At 69.7% G+C, this 19437-nt stretch carries 18 protein-coding genes and 2 pseudogenes; 6 read left to right on the top strand and 14 right to left on the bottom strand.

Annotated elements, in window-relative coordinates; genetic code table 11:
- Positions 1 to 92 precede the first annotated feature (92 nt).
- From LAJ19_RS15475 to LAJ19_RS21725, 3 genes are all read left to right on the top strand, one after another.
- On the top strand, positions 93 to 773 hold the full coding sequence (locus LAJ19_RS15475) for an HAD family hydrolase (protein ID WP_225523405.1): 681 nt from the start codon (positions 93 to 95) through the stop codon (positions 771 to 773).
- A 106-nt stretch (positions 774 to 879) separates the two neighbouring features.
- The gene (locus LAJ19_RS15470) at positions 880 to 2511 is read left to right on the top strand and encodes a sensor histidine kinase (RefSeq protein WP_225523404.1); all 1632 of its coding nucleotides are present in this window, start codon (positions 880 to 882) and stop codon (positions 2509 to 2511) included.
- Between the two features lie 63 nt (positions 2512 to 2574).
- A complete protein-coding gene (locus LAJ19_RS21725; protein ID WP_255639857.1) occupies positions 2575 to 2697 on the top strand; it encodes a hypothetical protein in 123 nt (40 codons plus the stop codon).
- A 359-nt stretch (positions 2698 to 3056) separates the two neighbouring features.
- Here LAJ19_RS21725 and LAJ19_RS15465 read toward each other — a convergent pair.
- From LAJ19_RS15465 to LAJ19_RS15450, 4 genes and pseudogenes are all read right to left on the bottom strand, one after another.
- A pseudogene (locus tag LAJ19_RS15465) lies at positions 3057 to 4123 on the bottom strand (IS4 family transposase).
- A 75-nt stretch (positions 4124 to 4198) separates the two neighbouring features.
- Positions 4199 to 4675, bottom strand: a complete 477-nt coding sequence (locus LAJ19_RS15460; protein WP_225523403.1) for a hypothetical protein — start codon at positions 4673 to 4675, stop codon at positions 4199 to 4201.
- 45 nt (positions 4676 to 4720) lie between these two features.
- Positions 4721 to 5074, bottom strand: a complete 354-nt coding sequence (locus LAJ19_RS15455) for a hypothetical protein (protein WP_225523402.1) — start codon at positions 5072 to 5074, stop codon at positions 4721 to 4723.
- A 66-nt stretch (positions 5075 to 5140) separates the two neighbouring features.
- A complete protein-coding gene (locus LAJ19_RS15450; protein ID WP_225523401.1) occupies positions 5141 to 5347 on the bottom strand; it encodes a putative periplasmic lipoprotein in 207 nt (68 codons plus the stop codon).
- A 306-nt stretch (positions 5348 to 5653) separates the two neighbouring features.
- Between LAJ19_RS15450 and LAJ19_RS15445 the strand changes: the two are divergent.
- Positions 5654 to 5815 (top strand): annotated as a pseudogene (locus LAJ19_RS15445) (IS4 family transposase); the annotation flags it as partial.
- Between the two features lie 30 nt (positions 5816 to 5845).
- Here LAJ19_RS15445 and LAJ19_RS15440 read toward each other — a convergent pair.
- The 5 genes from LAJ19_RS15440 to LAJ19_RS15420 all read right to left on the bottom strand — a co-directional run bounded on the left by LAJ19_RS15440 (position 5846) and on the right by LAJ19_RS15420 (position 10153).
- The gene (locus tag LAJ19_RS15440; protein ID WP_225523400.1) at positions 5846 to 6352 is read right to left on the bottom strand and encodes a hypothetical protein; all 507 of its coding nucleotides are present in this window, start codon (positions 6350 to 6352) and stop codon (positions 5846 to 5848) included.
- 221 nt (positions 6353 to 6573) lie between these two features.
- Positions 6574 to 7176 (bottom strand): response regulator transcription factor, encoded by a 603-nt coding sequence (locus tag LAJ19_RS15435; RefSeq protein WP_225523399.1) that lies wholly within the window; start codon positions 7174 to 7176, stop codon positions 6574 to 6576.
- Positions 7177 to 7218: 42 nt separating this feature from the next.
- Positions 7219 to 8364 carry a sensor histidine kinase gene (locus LAJ19_RS15430; RefSeq protein WP_225523398.1) on the bottom strand — a complete coding sequence of 382 codons (1146 nt, stop codon included), beginning with the start codon at positions 8362 to 8364 and terminating at the stop codon, positions 7219 to 7221.
- A gap of 74 nt (positions 8365 to 8438) precedes the next feature.
- Complete coding sequence (locus LAJ19_RS15425; RefSeq protein ID WP_225523397.1) at positions 8439 to 9248, bottom strand: ABC transporter permease; 810 nt, start codon at positions 9246 to 9248, stop codon at positions 8439 to 8441.
- Positions 9245 to 10153: an ABC transporter ATP-binding protein gene (locus tag LAJ19_RS15420; RefSeq protein WP_225523396.1), complete on the bottom strand. Its 909-nt coding sequence runs from the start codon at positions 10151 to 10153 to the stop codon at positions 9245 to 9247. Before LAJ19_RS15420 ends, LAJ19_RS15425 begins: the two co-directional genes overlap by 4 nt.
- 140 nt (positions 10154 to 10293) lie before the next feature.
- On the opposite strand from LAJ19_RS15420, the gene LAJ19_RS15415 reads away from it, so the two are divergent.
- Both LAJ19_RS15415 and LAJ19_RS15410 read left to right on the top strand, forming a co-directional pair.
- Positions 10294 to 11334 (top strand): ankyrin repeat domain-containing protein, encoded by a 1041-nt coding sequence (locus LAJ19_RS15415; protein ID WP_225523395.1) that lies wholly within the window; start codon positions 10294 to 10296, stop codon positions 11332 to 11334.
- 118 nt (positions 11335 to 11452) lie between these two features.
- Positions 11453 to 13216, top strand: coding sequence for a hypothetical protein (locus tag LAJ19_RS15410; RefSeq protein WP_225523641.1), 1764 nt, complete (start codon positions 11453 to 11455; stop codon positions 13214 to 13216).
- Positions 13217 to 13255: 39 nt separating this feature from the next.
- Here the strand turns inward: LAJ19_RS15410 and dbpA are convergent, their stop codons facing one another.
- The 5 genes from dbpA to LAJ19_RS15385 form a co-directional block, all read right to left on the bottom strand.
- Positions 13256 to 14668 (bottom strand): ATP-dependent RNA helicase DbpA, encoded by a 1413-nt coding sequence (gene dbpA / locus LAJ19_RS15405; RefSeq protein ID WP_225523394.1) that lies wholly within the window; start codon positions 14666 to 14668, stop codon positions 13256 to 13258.
- 98 nt (positions 14669 to 14766) lie between these two features.
- The gene (locus tag LAJ19_RS15400; protein WP_225523393.1) at positions 14767 to 17283 is read right to left on the bottom strand and encodes a Mur ligase family protein; all 2517 of its coding nucleotides are present in this window, start codon (positions 17281 to 17283) and stop codon (positions 14767 to 14769) included.
- Between the two features lie 232 nt (positions 17284 to 17515).
- Positions 17516 to 18193, bottom strand: a complete 678-nt coding sequence (locus LAJ19_RS15395) for an amino acid ABC transporter permease (protein WP_225523392.1) — start codon at positions 18191 to 18193, stop codon at positions 17516 to 17518.
- 65 nt (positions 18194 to 18258) lie between these two features.
- Positions 18259 to 19029 carry a transporter substrate-binding domain-containing protein gene (locus LAJ19_RS15390; RefSeq protein ID WP_225523391.1) on the bottom strand — a complete coding sequence of 257 codons (771 nt, stop codon included), beginning with the start codon at positions 19027 to 19029 and terminating at the stop codon, positions 18259 to 18261.
- A 165-nt stretch (positions 19030 to 19194) separates the two neighbouring features.
- Entirely contained in the window at positions 19195 to 19437 is a 243-nt protein-coding gene (locus LAJ19_RS15385) for a hypothetical protein (RefSeq protein ID WP_225523390.1), read from the bottom strand.

Raw genomic sequence — 19437 nt, 5'->3', positions numbered from 1 at the left:
GTTCAGCCGGCGCCCCGCAGGGTCTGCAGGAGATGAAGCTCCGTCCACGCACTTCTTACAGGCGCGCTCCAGGCGGCGCCTACCCTGCACGGATGTCCCCCTACCGCGGCGTGATTCTCGACATTGACGGCACTCTGGTCGACAGCAACGACGCCCACACCCGCGCGTGGGTGCGCGCCTTCGCCGACCAGGGCTTTGACCTGGAGTTCGGGCAGGTGCGGCCCCTGATGGGCATGGGCGGAGACCAGCTGATTCCCCGCCTGACCGGTATCAGGAAGGGCGACGCGCGCTACGAGGCGCTGAGCGACGGCTGGAAACAGCACTTTCAGGACGAGGAACTCCCGCACCTTCAGGCCCAGCCTGGCGTGCGGCCTCTGCTCGAGGCGCTGCAGGCCCGCGGGTTGAAACTCATCGTCGGCACTTCCGCGGACGAAGCGCTGGTGCAGGGACTCCTGAAGATCGCGGGCGCCGACGACCTGCTGACGGCGTACACGACCGCCTCGGATGTGGAGGCCTCCAAACCTGAACCGGACATCGTGCAGGCGGCTGTGACGAAACTCGGTCTTCACCCGCACGAGGTGCTGATGGTCGGCGACACACCGTTTGACGTGCAGAGTGCGCAGAAAGCCGGGGTGGACAGCGTGGCCCTGCGCTGCGGCGGCGACCACCGTTTCGAAGGAGCGGCCGCCGTGTACGACAGCCCCAAAGACTGGCTGGATCACCTCGACTCGTCGCCGCTCGGCGCTGCCTCCGCCGCTTCGCGCGGACGCTGACCGCGTCCCCCCGGAGCGGCGACCCAGCCCCGGCCACTGGGGTTTGATGAACCTGCCGTGATGTTTCAGCAGTCCAGCCTGCCTCTTGGGCGGCTACGCTGGCACAATGGCTCACCCTCAGGCGCGCACCATGTTCAGTGATGAACTGCTTGCCGTGGGCCGGGCCCTGGGGCCCGTCCAGCCGAAAGAAGTCGTCACGGATATCATCCTGCGCCCCGCCATTTCGTCCCTCGGCGCGGTCGCGGGCGCCGTGCTGCTGATCAACGCGCGGCGCGACCAGCTGAAGCTGATCACCCGCCAGGGGTACGCCGAGGACGCCGTGACCATCTGGCAGGACGGCCCCCTGGACCGCTCACTGCCGGCCACCGACGCCATCCGCCGGCAGGAACCGCTTTTCTTCGGGAATTCAGACGACCTCAAACGGCTCTACCCGCAGCTTGAGGAGGAAACCGGCGCGGTCGGCCCGGTCGCGAGCGCCGTGCTGCCGATTCTGCTTGACGGCCAGGCGCTCGGGGTGCTCGTCCTGGATTTTCAGGAGCCGCACGTCTTCACGCCCGCCGAGCAGCAGTTCCTGGTGACTCTGGCCCTGCAGTGCGCCGCCGCGCTGGACCGGTCCGTGCAGCACGCGCGGGTGGTCTCGCAGCAGCAGGCACAGGTAGACATCCTTGAAAGCATCAGTGACGCGTTCTACGCCGTTGACGAGGCGTGGCGCTTGACGTACGTCAACCGCCGCGCCGAGGCGTTCTGGGGGCGCAGACGCGAGGACCTGCTGGGCAAGGTGTACTGGACGGAGTTTCCTCAGGCGGTCGGCAGCGAACCCTACCACGCGCACCTGCGCGCCGCGCGGGAGCGGCAGGTGGTGCGGCTCGAGGCCCAGTCCCCGATCACGGGCTTCTGGATCACCATCACCATCAACCCCACCGCGCAGGGCCTCTCGGTGTACTTTGCCGACATCACCGAGCGCAAGGCGCTGGAGGCCAAGGCGAACGAAGCGACCCGGACGCTGGAGCGGCGGGTCCTGGAACGCACCCGCGACCTGCAGGACCTCAACGCTGAGCTGCGCGCGTACGCCATCGGCATTTCCCGGGACCTGACCGAACCGCTGCGCCGGGTCAACGCCTTCGTGGGCCTGCTCGAAGGGCGCCTCAAAAGCCAGGTGGATGACCGGACCCGGCGGCTGTTCAAGCAGGTGCGCGAGGAGACCCGCCGGGTGGGAGACCGCATGGACGAGCTCCGGCACCTCGCAGCGCTGGAGCGGCGGGAACTCAGGGAAGAGCCGCTCGACCTGTTCCAGCTCGCGGTGCAGGTGCGCAGCGACCTCGAGCCCCTCGTCCGGGGCCGCAAGGTCGCCTGGTCCGTTGGCCCCCTGCCGCGCGTCCTGGGCGACCCGCTGCTGCTGCGGCTGGTGTTCACGGAACTGTTCGCGGTCGCCCTGGACGCCACCCAGGATCAGGCGGACGCGCGCATTGGGGTGGGCGGGGAAGTGCGGGGCGAGGAGGTGGTGGCCTGGGTCGAGCACAACGGGCGCGGCCTGACGCACGCCCAGGCCACGCGCATCTTCGACGTGTTTCAGGTTCCGCCCGCCGTGGCGGGAGCCGAGGAGCGGATCGGACTGTCCAACGTGCGCCGCATCGTGGCCCGGCACGGCGGGCAGGTGTCGGCCAGCAGCGACGGTCAGACGGGCGCGCGCCTGCTGATTGCCCTGCCGGACCGGCTGGGGGCCCGGGGGCCAGTGTGACCTTCAGGCTGCGGCGTCCCGGCGGCAGGATCGCCCTGCTGGGCTCGTCTGTTACTGTGACCTATGTTCCGTTCCCTGCGCGCCCGCCTGCTGCTGGTTCTGCTTGCCATGATCGGCAGCCTGACCGCGGTGACCGCGGGTTCGCCGGCGCCGTCACCGGCCCCGCTCGTCTGCCTGGACTGCTGACCTGAGCTGCTGACCCGGCCGGCCGGGCGGGGCGCGCCGCCCGGTGCGCCCTCTCTCCGGCCACGCCGTTCAGGGCCGGGTGAAGCGCACGCCAGCAACCGGGCGACACGCGACTTCCTGCCCCCGGCACTGCGGGAGATCGGGGACAGGCCGTTGCCAGCCGGCTCGCACTTCTCCCCCGGACCGGGAAACACGACCTGAGTCCCCTGGAACTGTCTCTCCGCGTCGTCAGTGCTCTTCAGCGTCCTGCAGTCCCCGCCCGACCGAGCAGCGGTCCCGCACCAGACAGCAGCCGGTGCCCAGCGAACAGTCTTCGCTGGGCACCGGCTCACGGTGGTTCGTTGGTGGCGCAGACCTGACTACCAGTCAAAACTGGGCATGAGGGTGCGTAATGCCCGCCAGGACGAAGGCGACGGGTGGAGTAAGAGATCTTGGAGATGATCGAGGCCCAATCGGAACACGGACACCGCACGGTGTCCGTGTGGCTTGCGTTTCACGGGCTGCTTGGCGGCCAGGACCTGACCGGTGACGCAGGCCCAGATGAAGGCGGCGGACACACAGGCAAGCAGAGTTGAGACACGTTCCGCCTGCGTCAGGCCGGTGTCCTCCAGATTGAAGCCTCTGGTTTTGAGGGCGGAGTGCAGGTTCTCCGCCTGCCAGCGCTGCGCATACCGGCGAAGATTCACCGAAGCGTAGCCACGATAGGCGAGGTACAGGATCTCGCCCGCCGCATTCTTGGTGGCACACCGGCGCAAGGACACGCCGGAGATAACCATGAGGCGGTGCCAGCGGCGAAGCTCGCCAATCTGGAGCTTTTTGAAGCAGGCCCAGACCGGCAGGTTGCCAGCTCCGATGGTGGCTGTGGCTGGAAGACGAAGACAAGGCGCGATGCCGTGCGCGTCCAGAAACGCGAACCACGTTTTGCCGATGAACTCGCCGCCCCTGCCAGCAGGCGCCCGATGCGTCGCTCGGGGCAGCATTGAAGGAATCGGGTCAGGAGCGATTCACGCACCTGTTGCGAACTGCTCCCCCCGTGGGGGAGCAGGGTCCACATCAGCGGCAGGCTGAACCCGTCCCAGACCGCTGACAGGAGAAGAATATTGATATCCTGCTTGCCCAATTTCCAGTTGGTGCAGTCCAGAATCAGATGCAGCTCGCCCTCCGGGAGGAAGGACAAGGCAAAGCGCGCAAACAAATGGTCAGGGAACGCGAAGCGGACAAAGCGCCGCAGGCGCTGGTATCGCGTCTCCAGCGAGCCGGGCAAGTCGACATGGGTCTTCAGCGTGTACAGCACGACGCTGCGCGCCTGAATCATCGCGAGGATCAGCGCCGCCAGCACCTCGAGGCGGCGCGCATCGATGGGAAAAGCAGACCGCAAGGCGGTCTGCACGGTATCGTGTGGGTGTCGGCTCGGTCGTGTCTTCATCGCAGAAAACACGCTACACGAGCCGACTTTTCCGTTGCTTCACGAGTTTTGACTGGTAGTCAGCTGCCGAGGACACTACCGCTTTAAGACCTCTTCTATAGTCATACCGTATTCCTCGACGTAAGCTGTATCATTTCTATGATCATTGACAAAGACATGTTCTTGATGGTCGAATGATTGCAAAAAGCAGAAGAGGATTTTTAATTTTACCAAAGGCTCTTGCGAGCGCTTATACAAACTGATCAGGTCTTCCGTGTAACCTTCAATTGCATAGCCCTCTAAATTCCAGAGCACTTTGTCGAGAATAATCTTGTCATTGCTCTGCCTCAAGAGATACCGCACTGCTCTATGAGAAATCGAGTCTCTTGGCGTCATAATGAGATCGATCAGGACTGGAACACTGTGAACATCTACTTTGCCAGCGACTAAGTCTGCGGCGAGTTCTTGAGTCGTTTGCTCTCGATTTTCGTCAACCCGAAAACCCTCGAAGAGCGCGCTCAAGTTGCCCGAATTTTGAAGAGAAAGAAAGTTATAGATTGCCGCAGTATCCAAGAGAGCTCCTCAACCTTCTCCGACTGGCTTCTCCAACAAAGCGATTCACCACATCCAGTCTTTGTAGAAGGTGACATATGCAGTGTTGGCAAGTGTGCCCTTGCAGGTATCGCAGGGTCCAGCAGGATTGCTAATGCCTATATCACGCTTATCCCCAGTTGCAGAGGGACCAAAGGCCTTGGCGAGCGCCGTTTCAGCATGATCATATCCCGCAGCAGCCAGATAGCCCCATCTCGAATTTGCAGCGGTCTGACGCACAAGGGCTTTCGTGATGTCATTTGCGCTTCCATTGACCGTCACGACTACGGTGCCATTTTTGTATGTTGCTCCGATTGTGATGTTGTATGCACCACCACCATTTCTAACCTCACGGTAGACATAGCCGACATAATCAACCAAGTCGCGTTGAGTTGCCGTACAACCCGAATTGGTTTGCCAGGACGTAGAAGTATAGCAATGGGCCTGTCAGTTGATTTGCTGTGGAACAATCAATCCTTTCTCGTCTGAAGAAGATGTGCCTTCAGGCCAGATGAGATCAGCATCTGTATATTCGGTGCCAGGAACAACTCTCTGATGAGACGCTGTGGTGTTCAGAACTTCAGGGGTTGCATTTGTTCCACAGGCAGCGAGGGTGACGGAGAGCAAAACGGCAAGCCATGTCTTTTTATTCATATGCTCTCCTGCTTGAGATCCTCGCACGTAAAAATTAAAGATGGACGGAACGGTTCCAAACAAAAGAAATGTATCCGTTAATTACGTGCAACGTGGCCGCAAGTGTGGCAACAGAACTTCATTGATATTTTAGCTTCACAAATCGAATCTCACTTGATTTCACACCACTCTCACTGATCGAGCTTCTTTTGTGAACCTTCCAGCGATCACCCTGGCCATCGATTGGCAGGCCGTTGTTACGCTCCATGATCGCTGAAGGTCAGATGAGTCCTCCGACCGGAGGTGAAGCTCTGTGCGACCTCGGGCCAGCTCCTGGCCACCAGGCAGCTCGTGAAACGCAAGAAACACGGACACCGTGCGGTGTCCGTGTTCCGACTGGGCCTCGATCATCTCCAGGATCTCCTGCTCCACCCGTCACCTGCGTCCTGGCGCGCACTTCAGGCCCTCATGCCTAGTTTTGACGGGTAGTCAGGGCGCAGACTCCTGGCGTCCGGGCACTCAGGCTTTCGCGCGGCGGCCCTGGTCCGCCACGTCTTCTTTCAGGTCCTTGGCCCGGTCCTGAACGGCGTCCATGGTCTTCTCGCCGGCCCGGCGCATCTCGCCGCCCGCGCGGTGCATCGCGTCACTGGGATTCTGCCCCTGCATGAGGTCCTGTCCGGCCGACCGGGCGGCGTCGCCGGCCCGGGTGAGGTTCCCCTCGGCGCCCGGGTTCATGCGTTTCATCAGGCCCTGCACGCGTTCCTGCACCGCGGGAATGTAGCGGTACGCGGCGTACGCTCCGCCGGCCATCAGCACCAGACCCCACGGGAAGCCGCCGCGGTGACGCGAGAGGTCGCGCAGGTCCTGTCTCAGTCCCGTCAGGTCCTGGGACTGCCGCTGCAGCGCGGCGCTGAGCGCGGCCTGTTCCTTGACGAGGGTCTTGATCACGCGGGGGCTGATTTCGGCGGGCTGCTCCGTTCGGTGCATGGTCTTTTTGGCGTCCGCAGCAAGATTGTGTACGTTCATGAAGCACCTCCTGAAGGATGGACGGGGCAGGTGCAGCTGACCTGCGCCCGGATCACGGCCGGGGAACCGGTGGTCCGCCCGAACGACCCAAGTGTGCGGCGGCTTGCTGTCGTTCTCCTGTGGAGGGCCTAAATACCGCCCGGGGAAGTGTTGCGCGTTCGTTCAGCTGAGCAGGCGCGGCCTGCGCCCAGGCCGGGTCAGGAGCGCCGCGTGCCGGGCCGTCACAGCCACCCTTTCTCGCGGGCGGTGCGCGCCGCTTCCACGCGGTTGTCGGCGCACAGCTTTCCGATGGCCCCGGACAGGTAGTTGCGCACGGTGCCTTCAGACAGGCCCAGCGCGGCGGCCATCGCTGCCGTACTCGCGCCGGTTTCGGCGGCGCGCAGCACCTGGCGTTCCCGTTCAGTGAGCGGGTCACACTCGCCCCACGCTTCGGCTGCCAGGTGAGGATCAATGGCCCGGCCGCCGGCATGCACGCGCCGGATCGCCTCGGCGAGTTCGCTGGCTGGCGCGTCTTTGAGCAGGTACCCGCGCGCGCCGAGGTCCAGCGCGCGGCGCAGGTAGCCGCCCCGCGCGAAGGTCGTGACGATCACCACGCGCGTGCCGGGCGCGTCCCGCTGCACCCGGCCTGCCAGATCGAGGCCGCTCAGGCGGGGCATTTCGATGTCGGTGACCAGCACGTCCGGCCGCAGGGTCAGCGCGGCCTCCCACGCGGCCTCACCGTCCGCGGCGGCGCCCACCACCGCCAGGTCGCCTTCGAGGGACAGCAGCGCGCTGAGCGCGCCGCGCACCAGCGCCTGGTCTTCGGCCAGCAGCACGCGGATCACGCGCTCCTCCCCAGGAGCGTCTCTGGGCGCCCGGTCATGCTGTCACCAGGGAACCGCCCGCGCGTCGCGGCGCTTCGGGGGCAGGGTGGCCGTCAGGGTGGTGCCGCGGCGGCCGTCGCGGTGCAGGCTGCCGCCCAGCGCCCGCAGGCGCTCGCGCATGCCGGTCAGGCCGGTGCCTTCAGGACCGCTGCCGCCCACACCGTCGTCGCGGATGATCAGCTGCCAGCCGCCCCGGCCGGCGGGGGTCAAGCTCACCGTCACTTCCCGGGCGTGGGCGTGCCGGACGACATTCGTGACCGCTTCGCGCAGCAGCATCGCGGCGGCGGTTTCCGTGGCGGGCGGCAGGGCCGGGATGCGGCTGGTCACCGTGAGGCGCACGCCGCTGGCGTCCAGGGCCACCTTCGCGCGGGCGAGTTCGGCGTTCAGGCCACTGCCCTGGTACCCGCTGACGGCGGCGCGCACTTCGGTCAGCGCTTCGCGGCTGATGCGTTCCACCTCGCGGATCTCGGCGGCGGCGCGGGCCGGGTCACGTCCGGCGAGTTTACCGGCCAGTTCGCTTTTGAGCACAATCACGCTCAGGGTGTGGCCGAGCAGGTCATGCAGGTCACGCGCGATGCGTTCACGTTCCGCCTCGGCCGCCAGCCGTTCCTGCTCTGCGCGCGCCTGCGCGAGTTGTGCGTTCGCCACGCGCTGGCGGTAGGCGCCGTGACTGCCGTACGCGGCGACCAGGGTCAACAGCAGGTTCGGGGCGAGCCAGCCCAGGTCGCCCTGACCGTACGTGCCGTTCCAGAAGGGGATGAGCATCAGCAGGACGTTCAGGACCGCCAGCCACGCCGCGAGGGCCGTGTTGGGCTGGAAGCCGATCAGGCTGCCGCCGTAGATCAGGTACGCCCCCGCGCCGCCGGGCGCCAGCGGAAACAGCAGGCTGTACGTCGCGGCGCTCAGTGCCCAGCCGCCCACACTCCAGCGGGGGTCGGGGGGTCCCCAGAAGACCCGCAGAAACACGCCAGTGAACAGGGCGTTGAGGCCCCAGAACACCGCGGTCTCGTGCGGGAGGTGCGGCGCGTCCAGGAAAGCCTGGACCGGGTAGGCCAGGAACGTCAGCCACAGCACGGGGAACAGGTCCCAGAACCACCGGGCGCGTCCCGTCCGGCCTGGGCGGCGGGCAGGACCATCACGCTGCGTCACGGGTCACCTCCTCGCGAACAGCATGCCTGAACGGCGCAGCGGGCGGGACCGCAGGTGCGGTCCTGCCCGCTCGTTCACACCTCGCGGCTCTCGTCGCGTTTCAGACCCCAGGCGGCCAGCGCGCCGAACACCACCGTGAACGCCAGCAGGGCCAGCCAGTGTCCGGCTTCGCCGGCAGTCTGCCCGGCCACCGTGCCGCGCGCAATGGCCCCGAGGTGGGCGGCCGGGAGGAACGGCGCGACCGAGCGCACGAACGAAGGCAGCTGGTCCAGCGGCGTGAACAGCCCCGACGCGAAGGACATCAGCACGCTCACGAGGTTCGCGGCGACCTGCGCCCCGGTGGGCGCCACGAGAAACCCGATGCTCAGGCCCAGGGCGATCAGCGGCACCATGCCGAGCAGCAGCTTTCCGAGCAGCAGCAGCGCAGTGGCGGCCGGCAGGGTCACGCCTCCGGCGAAGTGCGCGAAGGCGTACAGCACGCTCAGGCTCAGGGCGCTGAAGGTCAGGGCCGCGATGACCTTGCCCGCGAAGTACACGCCCGCCGGGAGTGGTGAGGCGCGCAGCAGCCGCAGCCACCCGCCGGTGCGTTCCAGCGCGACCGCCGCGCCGAACGAGAACATGGCCAGAGACAGCAGCGAGTACGCGCCGAAATTCACCAGGATCAGCGGCCCCACCTTCAGGCCGGCCGCGGTGGTGTCGTTCACGGCGCTCAGGCCGAACAGCGCGAAGAACAGCACCGGAAAGCCGATGGTGCCGACCGCGAACATGGGATGGCGCCGCATGCGGCGCAGTTCGGCGCGCGTCACCTGAACCAGCGCGTTCAGGCGCGGCGCACGCGCGGTCGTCACGGGGGCGGGCAGGTCGGTGCGGAGGGTCCGGGTCATGCGGTCACGTCCTTCCCGGCAGGTCCGGCCGGGGCGGTCAGGGTCAGAAACGCGTCTTCGAGACTGGCGCGCGTCACTTCCAGGTGCGTGAAGGGCACGTCGCGGGCGTACAGGGCGCGCAGCAGCGCTTCCGGCGTGGCCGTGCGCAGCTCCGCGTGCCCGCGGGCGTCCACCGTGACGCTCTCCACGCCCGGCAACCGCTGCAGTTCGGTGAGCACCAAATCACTTGCGAAGCGCACGCGCGCGCCGCCCGCCTGCGCCCGCAGGGCCTCGGGCGTACCGTCGGCCAGCACCTGCCCGGCCCGCATCACCACGACCCGGTCCGCGGCGCGCTCCGCTTCCTCGAGGTAGTGGGTGGTGAGCAGGATGGTCCGCCCGGCGGCCTTGAGCTCCGTCACGGCGTCCCAGAACGCCAGGCGGCTCTGGGCGTCCATGCCGGTGGTGGGCTCGTCGATCAGCAGCACCTCCGGGTTGCCCACCGCCGCCAGGGCGAACGCCAGGCGCCGCTTCTGTCCACCGGAGAGCGCGCCGGCGCGGCGCTCCGCCACGCTGTCCAGGTCCGCCAGGGCCAGCGTACTGGAGACGCTGAGCGGCGCGGGGTACAGCGACGCGAACAGCGCCACCGCTTCCCTGACCTTCAGGGCCGGGGGCAGCGCACTTTCCTGCGGCATGGCGCCGATCCGGGCGCGCACCGCGCCGCGGCGCGGGTCGCCGCCCAGGACCCTGATCTCGCCGGCGCTGGGTGCGGCGAGGCCCTGCATCAGGCTGATCGCCGTGGTCTTGCCCGCCCCGTTCGGGCCGAGCAGCGCCGTGAGTTCCCCGGCCCGGACGCTGAGCGTCAGGTCGGCGAGGGCCGTGACCCGCCCGAAGGTCTTGCTTACCCGGTTCAGCTCGATCGCGTTCATGCGTTCAGCCTGCCGGATGAAGCGCGCCCGCCCCAGTGCAGGGTGTCAGGCGCGTGAGGTGACACCTGTCACCCGCGGCCCACCCAGGCCTCCGGTGAGGGCCGCACGCAGAGCGGCCAGCTGCTTGCTAGCCTGCAGCCATGACGGGGCAGGTAGTGGCGGGATGGGCCATGACGCTGATACTCGGGGTGACGGGGTTGCCCGTGGGTGCCCAGGGCGCAGACCTGCAGGAACTCGCAGGGCGGATGTTCCGGGACGCCAGCGGCGGGTCCCTCAGCGAGCTGAAGACCTGGCTGGCGCAGGGGGCAGACATCAATGACCAGCTGCCGGGCGGCGGGCAGACGGCCCTGATGGGCGCGGCGTCCAACGGCCAGTATGGGGTCGCCCAGTTCCTGATTGACCGGGGCGCGGACCTGACCCTGAAGGACGACGCGGGGCGCACCGCGCTGGACCGCGCCCGGCTGTTCGGGGACCGCCGCATGGCCGCGCTGCTCGAAGCGGCCGCTGCCCGGCAGGGCCCGGCCACCGCGGGCACGCCGCCCCTGAAAACCCCGCTGCCGAAGCCCGCTGCGCCGGCGGCCGCACCGAAACCGGCGGTGCCGGCCGCGGCCGGCGCACGGCCCTGGACGGACAAGACCCGGTGGCCGGCGGCCGGGCACTTCCGGGTGGGTGAGGCCGTGCAGTTCTGGACCCCCACCGGCTGGCGCCGCGGCGTGGTGCAGGAGGTGCGCCTTCAGGACCGCAAGTCCCTGATCGCCCAGCACGATCAGCCCACCTGGCGCGATGACTATCCGTGGGGTGAGGTGGCGCATGTCGCGCGCAGCGGGTACTGGACCGGTTTTTTCGTCGGCGACTGGCGGCTGGGCGAGGTGATGGCCGTGAACACGCGCGTGGCGGGCACCGACGTGGACCGCGAGTCCTCGTCCGCGGCGGCCAGTGAGGCGCTGCGCGTCAATGCGGACGGCACGTCCCTCTGGAAGGCCGGCGGCAAGGTCACGACAGGCCGCTGGACGCCCGCGGCGGACGGACCGGGCGTGGTGGTCCGGGACGCAGCCGGAACCGCCTGGACGCTGCGCAACCACACCAATGCCGCCGAACAGTCCATCCGGGGGCTGGAAACGGCGCGCCTGTACGCGGCCGGGAAAATGAGTGTCGCCGCGAACCGGCCGGTGAAGCGCTGACCGGCCTGACAGGTGCCCCGGGGCGTCACTGCCGCCGGTGGCCGAGGCTTAAGGTTGCCTGAAGAACCGGCGCGGGAACCGCGGTTCGCGTCAGGTGGCCCTGGCCATACTGGGCCCCGTGACGTTGTTCCGGACTGTCCGTGCCCTCGCCCTGCTCAGCCTTCTCTCCGCGCCCGGTCTGGCCGCCTCCGACCTGCTCGTCTCCCCCAGTGGCAGCGTGACGCTCGGTGGGCGCAGCGTGCAGCTGCGGACCGCTCCGCAGGTCAGCGGGGAGACGGTGCTGCTGCCCCTGCAGGAAACCGCGGCGCTGCTCGGCCGCCCGGCGCAGGTGAGCGGCCCTCTGGTGCAGGTGGGCCGCCTGGTCGTGCAGCTCAGGACCCGCAGCATGACCATCGACGGGGTGCCCTACGCCGGGCCGCTCGTCATCACGCCAGGCGGCGAGGCGCTGGTGGACGCCAAACTGCTTGCCTACGCCCTGGACGGGCAGGTGCTCGTCCGGCCGGGCGGCGTCGCCATCACCGGCGTTCCCGCCGGCGCGGCGCCGGCCACCGCGGCGCCCGCCCCGCCCACGCCCGTCCCGGCACCCCGCAGTTCCCCCGCCCCGGCCTCGGCGGCGCAGTCCACACCTGGCGGGGTGCCTGAGGCCCGGTTCGCCACCAACAAGGCGGTGTACGCGCCTGGGGAACGGGTGACGTACACCGACTTCTCGTTCGACCCGGACGGACTGAACCTCGCGCGCCAGTGGGACGGCATGAACGACGTGTTCTTCACGCCGGGTGAGCACCGGATCACGCTGGTGGTGACGAACAGCAAGGGCCGCGTCAGTGCGCCGTACGCCCGCGTCATCCGGGTGGAGGGCGCGCCGGTGAACACGCCGCTGTCCTACGCGCTGCGCTACGCCCCGCTCGGCTCGACCTTCCAGGACACCCGCAACCCGGCCTACCCGGCCCTGCTGCCCACCACGCGGCCCGGCGCGTCCTATCCGCTGCTGTTCAGTGACTCCCCGGAAGCGCCGTCGCGCAGCGGCGTGCTGTACCAGGACCGGGCGTCCGGGCGGGTGCGGGTGGTGGCGTACCACCTTAACCGGCTGGGCCGGCCGGCGCGCCTGTACGTGCTGGCGCGCGCACGCAGCGCCGGCGCCTCGGTGGAGGTGCTGCGCGAAGGCAGCGCGGGCGGCACCGGCATCGAGAGCGTGCTGGGGCAGGTCAGCGTCCTGGATTTCATGACCGGCGCGGGCCGCGCGCCGCAGCCCCTGCCGGCCCAGGGGGTCACGGCGCTGTACACCAGTCCGCCGCTCGCGCCGGAGCAGGGCGCGAAGGTCCTGCTGGACCTGCAGGTGTCGGGGGACGCGGACCTGAGTGTCGTGATGCTCGAAGACGGGCAGCCGCTGACCGACGAGACCCTGCGGGCTCTGCCGGTGCTGGCCCCGGACGCCCAGCATCAACGCGGCACGTTCCCCGGCGCCGTGCGGAGCCTGACGGTCCGCCTGGGCGCCGCCCCGGCGCGGGTCACGCTGGGTGACAGCCAGAGTGACCCGGCCCTGAGCGGTGTGGACGTCCTGACCGGCGCGCCGCAGCGCCTGAGCGGCAACTACGGCGTGCAGTACGACATCACCGTGGAGAACACCGTGCCGGGCACCAGCACGGTGGCCACCTTCGTGCCGCGCGGCGGGCCGTACCGCGGCGGGCTGGTGGTGGACGACGGCGCGGACCGTCAGGTGCTGCGCATTCCGGGCTCCGGCGTGCTGTCCAACGGCGACGCGCCGTTCGTGCTGTGGCGCACGCCGTCCAGGGCCTTCCAGATGAGCTTCATTCCGACGGGCGGGTCGTTCCTGCCGGTTTCCCTGGTGTTCTACCCGCATCCGGGCGAGCTGCGGCCCTGAGACCCGGCACGGCCCCGCGCAGGTTCGCCGGGCGGCCCATCACGCCACAGGCGGCGTGATGGGCCGCAGCCGGAACCGCCGGCCCTTGATGCTCAGCGCGCCGGACCCTGCCGGCGCCGCTCCGTTCAGCCGTCCGAGCGCCGCCGGCGCCGCCGCGCGGTCCACGGCGACGTAGGTGACGCTGCCGGACACCGTGATCCGGCCCACCTGGGTGCGGCTGAGGCCGGTTTCGCCGGTCAGGGCGCCGAGCACGTCGCCCGGCCGGAGCTTGTCCCGGCGGCCACCCAGAATGCACAGCGTGACCATCGGCGCGGGACGGGCGCCGCCTGCGCGCAGCGCACTGAGGTCGTGCCAGGCCACGGGCGCCCCCCGCCGGTCCTCCAGCAGCTGCACGAAGGGCCGGTCGTCCGGCGTGCACAGCGTCAGGGCGAGGCCGCTCTCACCGGCGCGTCCGGTGCGGCCCACGCGGTGAATGTACACGTCCGGGTCGCGGGACATGTCTGCGGTGATCACGGCGTCCAGCTGGGCGATATCCAGGCCGCGCGCGGCCACGTCCGTGGCGACGAGCACCGCGCAGCTGCGGTTGGCGAACTGCTCGAGCGTCTCGTCGCGTTCGCGCTGGTGCAGGTCGCCGTGAAGGGCCAGCGCGTCGAAGCCCTGCGCCCGCAGCTGGGCGGCGAGCGCCTGGCAGTGCGCCCGGGTGTTGCAGAACACCAGCGCGGAGCCCGGCTGGACGTGCCCGAGCAGGCGCCCGACCGCCGCGTCGCGCCCGCGCGGCTCCACCTCGTAAAAGCGCTCCTCGATCCGGTCACTGGTGGGCTGCGCGTCCACCCGCACCTCCACCGGGCGGTGCAGGAAGGCGGCGGTGGCCTCCCGGATGTCGTCGGGATACGTGGCGGAAAACAGCAGGGTCTGACGCTCCGGGGGGCAGGCCCGGACGACGCCGTGAATCTCGTCGTAAAAACCCATGTCCGTCATGCGGTCCGCTTCGTCCAGCACCAGGGTCCGCACTTGCGTGAGGTCCAGCGTGCCGCGGCTCAGGTGATCGCGCAGGCGCCCGGGCGTGCCGACCACCACGTGCGCGCCGTGTGCCAGTGACGCCGCCTGGGGCCGCAGCGGAATCCCGCCGGTGAGGGTCAGCACCTTGACGTTGCCTTCCGCGCGCGCCAGGCGCCGCACCTCGGCTGCCACCTGATCGGCGAGTTCACGGGTGGGGCACAGCACCAGGCCCTGCACTGCCGGCCGCGCCGGGTCGAGCCGCTGCAGCAGCCCCAGCCCGAAGGCCACGGTCTTGCCGCTGCCGGTGCGGGCCTGCGCGATCAGGTCCCGCCCCGCCAGCACGTGCGGCAGGCTCTGCGCCTGGATGGGCGTCATGGTGTGGTACCCCAGCGCCGGCAGCGTGGCGCGCAGGCTGGCCTTCAGGGGCAGGGTGTCAAAGGAAGCGGCCGTCACGGCGCGCTCCAGTGAGGGAACGGGGAAGCAGGCGGGAGACAGGGCGGCATGACGCCATTATCCGTGGCGCCGGCTGGCCTCAGAGCCGGGTGAGGCATTCAGCCCGGCCCGGCCGCGCCCTGCTCCGGCGACGGCTGGTAGTTGAGGATCTGCTGCCAGACTCCGTCCACGTCGGTCGGCATGATCACCGCCAGGTCACCGGCACGAGCCGCGCGCAGCGTCGTTTCGACCGCGTCCCGTTCTTCCAGCACCAGCTGAATCCGGGCGGCGGGAAAGCCGGCCTGCAGGGCGCCGGCGCGCAGCAGCGCCATCACCTCGCCGCGCGGGCGGCCGCGGCCGTCACTGCCCTCCCGGAAGATCAGGTCATCGAAAATGCCGGCCGCCGTGGCTCCCAGCGTCTGGATGTCCTCGTCGCGGCGGTCGCCGGGAATGCTCACCATTCCGATCAGGCGGGCTCCGGCCGGCCGCAGGTGCCGGAGCGCGGCCCCCTGGGCCTGCAGGCCCGCCGGGTTGTGCGCGTAATCGAGAATCACCCGGAAGGGATGCCCGTCAAAGACGTTCATGCGGCCCGGATTCTGCTCGAAACCCGTGCCGAACGACTGCAGCGCCTCACGGATCACGGTGAGCGGCACGCCCAACCCCCGGCAGATGGCCGTGACCGCCAGGGCGTTGGCGACGTTGAACAGTGCCTGCCCGCCGAGGGTCGCGGGAATGGCCGCCGCCGCCATCAGCACGCTCTCCTGGCCGCCTTCCACCACGACGATCTCGTCGCCGTCCGGCCCGCTGCGGCGCAGCACGGTCAGCCCGCCGGCGTCCAGGTGCGCGTTCACGGCTGCCGGCAGGTCATCGCCCGCCAGGCTGAACAGCGCCACCGGCGCGGCCGACTGCGCGTTCATCCGCAGGGTCAGGGGGTCGTCGGCGTTCAGCACCGTCAGTCCGTGCGGGCTGACCACCCGCACCAGCAGGGACTTGACCCAGCTCAGGTCCTCGAGGGTCTCGATGCCCCCCAGGCCCAGATGGTCGGCGTCCACATTCAGCACGGCCGCCACGTCACACCGCCCGAAGCCCAGACCTTCCCGCAGCAGGCCGCCGCGCGCCGTTTCCAGGACCGCGGCCGTCACCTCCGGGTGGCGCAGCGCCATCCGGGCGCTGCGCGGGCCGGTCGCGTCGCCGGTATAGATGCGCCTGGCCCCCACGTACACGCCGCTGGTGGTGGTCAGTCCCACCCGCTCCCCCGCCGCGCCGAGCACATGCGCCGCCATGCGCGCCGTGGTGCTTTTGCCGTTCGTGCCGGTCAGGGCCACCAGCGGCACCCGGCTGGGCGCGCCGGGCGGGTAGAGCCGGTCCATTACCGCCCCGGTGATCCGGCGCGCCGAGGCCGGCGGGCCCGCCAGGTAGGGCCCCAGGTCCGGACCGGCCCGCAGCGCCACAATCCCGCCCCCGGTGTCCCGGACGCTCCGGCGCAGGTCCGGCGCCACGAGGTCCACTTCAGCGGTGTCCAGGCCCAGGGCCAGCGCCGCAGTGCGCGCCAGGGCCGCATTCTCAGGATGAACGGCGCCGGGGTCCGGCCTCCCGCTCAAGGCGGGTGAGGGCGCGGCGTCCCGCTGGCCTTCACGGGCCTCCCGGACGCCGGCGACTTCTCCCCCGACGACCAGGAGGTGGTGGAGCACGCCGGGCAGGCATTCCTCGACCAGCGCCGCTGGACCCTGCGCCCCTGGACGCTGGGCCACCTGCTCGAACGCCCGGCGGACCACCTCCTCGCCCGCCAGCGGGTGCGGAGCGCCGCGGCCCGCCGCTGGCCCCAGGGCCCGGACGAGCACGCGCCCGCCCAGGCGCCGCGCGGCGCGCGCGGCGTCCTCGGCTGAACGCACCACCCGGCCGTCCGGCACCGGCACGCCCAGCTGCTCGAGCCGCTCCCGGGCCGCTGGGAGGTCCTGCGCGGTCACCACTGCCAGGTGCGGCGTGTCGCCCGTGAGACTGCCCAGCAGCCGGCGGGTGTGGCGGCCCTGCCCGAGCACCACCGCGCCCAGCCCACCGGACCAGCTGACCGGAATGTCGCGCCGGTGAGCCTCGTCCAGCAGTGCGGCCGTGACCGGGTCCGGCGTGGCGTCACGCACGTGCCGCCGCAGCTGGCCAAAGGCGCCCGGCAGGTCGGCCGTGAGCCCGGCGCCGGGCTCGCCCGTCACCAGGTCCAGGCCCACGGGACCGTGCCCGCCGCCGGTCAGCAGGCGGTCGATCAGCGCCAGGGCCAGGCCGCCGGCCAGCAGCCCGGCCGGTTCACTGTGGTACTCGAACAGCACCTGAACCACGTCCGGCGTCCCGGTCACCGGCCGGCTCAGCCCCCCGGTGACCACGGCCCCGGCGCGCCGCTGCAGCGCCAGCGCCGTGTCCTGAATCAGGTCGCCCAGGGTCACCGCTTCCGGCGCCGGGACCCCCGGGTCAGGGAGCGACCCGAGCGCCAGGGCGTCCAGCGCAGCCTGAACGCGCCCGCCCAGTGCGCGCACCTGCGCCGCGGGCCAGCCGCCCGCCTCGCCCAGCTGCAGGGCCAGGCGGATCATGGGCGTCAGGGCGTAGATGTGCGGTCCGCGGTACACCGCCCGCTCCAGCACCCTCATGGACAGGCCCGCGTGAGTGCGTGAAATGGAAAGCAAGAGCCGGGAGCGCGCCTTAAGCCTGACATGGTGCCTTTCACCCTAAAGCCCGCGCCGCCCGGCTGGTCCGCAGCTGCGTTCAGCAATTGCTGAGCGTCGCCGCTGCCGTTCCCATCAGCACCCCTGGCCGCGCGCTCAGGGGGCGGACCCGGCGGCCCAGGTCCGGTCCGGCGAGGTGCGCGCCGGGTGCCCGGCTTCAGCGCTGCGCGCCCGCCTGGTACGGCCGGTCCAGCCGCCGCTCGACCTGCCGGAACAGCCGCGCCGCCACGTTGGACAGCACGAAGTAAATCAGCCCGACCGCCAGGTACAGCGGCACGGGCTGATACGTGACCGACACCAGCCCGCGGGTGGTCAGCAGCAGCTCGGTCACCGTGATCACGCTGGCCAGGCTGGAGTCCTTCAGCAGGCCAATGAACTGGTTGCCCAGCGCCGGCACCGCGGTTCGGGCGGCCTGCGGTACGAGCACCAGCCGCAGAATGTCCCAGGGCCGCAGCCCGAGGGCCCGGGCGGCTTCCGCCTGCCCGCGGGCCACGGCGTTCAGGCTGCTCCGGAGAATCTCGGCGGCGTACGCGCCGGCAAACAGACTCAGGCCCACGACCGCCGTGTTGAACGGGGAGAGCCTCGCCTGCGGGACAAGCTGCGGCACGGCGAAAAACAGAAAGAACAGCTGAACCAGCAGCGGCGTGCCGCGGAACGTCTCGATGTAGCTCCCGGCAAGCAGATTGAGGGCCTTGACCCGTGACAGCCGGCCCAGCGCGGCCAGCGCGCCCAGCGCCAGCCCGAACACACTGGAGAGCAGCGTCAGCGAGAGGGTCAGCTGCGTGCCGCGCCACAGGGCGCGCAGCGTATCCGGCGTAAACACATCAGCCCACATGAGCGCGCTCCTCCGGGCCAGGACGCTGGCCGCACGGAGCGTCGTGCGGCCAGCGGCTCAGGCCCTTACTTCCCGGGGGTGGTGATGTCCGCGCCGAGATACCTGACGCTGATCCGCTTGAGCGTGCCGTCGGCGCGCATCGCCGCGAGGGCCTGCTCCACCGCCTTTTTCAGTTGCGGCTGGTTCTTCCCGAGGGTGATGTACGGGTTGTCCTGTTGAAGCACCGGGCCGCTGGCCCGCAGTTTCTGCCCGTTCTTGATGGCCATGTTGCCCACCGTCCGGGTGGTGATCATCCCGGCAGCGCGGCCAGCGGCGAGCGCCAGGAAGATTTCCTGCTCGCCGCTGTACGTGGCGATGGTGGGGTACTTGCGGTCCCGGAGGAACTTCTCGAACACCGTGCCCTGCGCCACAGCCACGGGCGCTTTCCCGAGGGCCGCGAGGCTGCCTGCTTTCGAGGACGCCGGCACGAACAGCTGGAACCCGTCGTAGTAGTACGGCTGGCTGAGGAAATCAACCGCGCGCGCCCGTTCCGGCGTCTTGCTCTGCGACGCGACCGCCAGATCAAACTGTCCGGCCTGCAGCCCGGCGATGATCGAGGGGAATTCCGTTTTGGTGATGCGGACCTTCACGCCCAGACGGCGGGCTATTTCGCGCGCGACGTCCACGTCGAATCCCACCAGATCGCCGTTGGGGCCCGGCTGTGAGAACGGGGGGTACTCGCCGCTCATCACGACGCGCAGTTCCCCCCGTTTTTTGATGTCTGCCAGTTCGGCGTGACCGACGGAGAGCAGGGTCAGTGCGGCGGTCGCGCCCGCGAGCAGTGTGCGTTGAATCATCAGAAGTCCTCCTTGGTGGCTGGGGTACCTGGAAGGTTCAAGCTAACCCGGCGCCGGAGGACCTCATGCACAGCGTTCGTTTACAAAGAGCTCGCTCGGGCGCTGTTCAGGTCCGGCGGATTCCGCCGACGCGGCCTGCCGTCAGCCAGTGCGCGCGGGCCGGTGTCAGGCGCGGCCCAGGAGTTGCATCCGGAACTCGCGCGCGTGCCCGCCGAGGTCTTCCGTGACCGACACCCGGAACCGGGCGCCGTCGTGCATTTCCAGCACGCACTCGGTACCGGGGGCCAGGGCCGTCAGGGGGTCACGCAGCGTCACGCGCATCACGCCGCGGCCGCCTTCCAGCGCCGCGAGACGCCCCGGCACGGCCTGCGCGCCGAGGTGGGCCACCACGTCGTTGAAATCACGCAT

It is taken from the genome of Deinococcus taeanensis, assembly GCF_020229735.1.
GTDB lineage: Bacteria > Deinococcota > Deinococci > Deinococcales > Deinococcaceae > Deinococcus > Deinococcus taeanensis.
This window is presented reverse-complemented; position numbering and strand designations above follow the sequence as displayed.

Coding starts and splice junctions, on each gene's coding strand:
- LAJ19_RS15475 (WP_225523405.1), top strand. CDS start 93: ATGTCCCCCTACCGCGGCGTGATTCTCGACATTGACGGCACTCTGGTC.
- LAJ19_RS15470 (WP_225523404.1), top strand. CDS start 880: ATGGCTCACCCTCAGGCGCGCACCATGTTCAGTGATGAACTGCTTGCC.
- LAJ19_RS21725 (WP_255639857.1), top strand. CDS start 2,575: ATGTTCCGTTCCCTGCGCGCCCGCCTGCTGCTGGTTCTGCTTGCCATG.
- LAJ19_RS15450 (WP_225523401.1), bottom strand. CDS start 5,347: ATGAATAAAAAGACATGGCTTGCCGTTTTGCTCTCCGTCACCCTCGCT.
- LAJ19_RS15440 (WP_225523400.1), bottom strand. CDS start 6,352: ATGAACGTACACAATCTTGCTGCGGACGCCAAAAAGACCATGCACCGA.
- LAJ19_RS15425 (WP_225523397.1), bottom strand. CDS start 9,248: ATGACCCGGACCCTCCGCACCGACCTGCCCGCCCCCGTGACGACCGCG.
- LAJ19_RS15420 (WP_225523396.1), bottom strand. CDS start 10,153: ATGAACGCGATCGAGCTGAACCGGGTAAGCAAGACCTTCGGGCGGGTC.
- LAJ19_RS15415 (WP_225523395.1), top strand. CDS start 10,294: ATGACGGGGCAGGTAGTGGCGGGATGGGCCATGACGCTGATACTCGGG.
- LAJ19_RS15400 (WP_225523393.1), bottom strand. CDS start 17,283: ATGAGGGTGCTGGAGCGGGCGGTGTACCGCGGACCGCACATCTACGCC.
- LAJ19_RS15395 (WP_225523392.1), bottom strand. CDS start 18,193: ATGTGGGCTGATGTGTTTACGCCGGATACGCTGCGCGCCCTGTGGCGC.
- LAJ19_RS15390 (WP_225523391.1), bottom strand. CDS start 19,029: ATGATTCAACGCACACTGCTCGCGGGCGCGACCGCCGCACTGACCCTG.
- LAJ19_RS15385 (WP_225523390.1), bottom strand. CDS start 19,437: ATGCGTGATTTCAACGACGTGGTGGCCCACCTCGGCGCGCAGGCCGTG.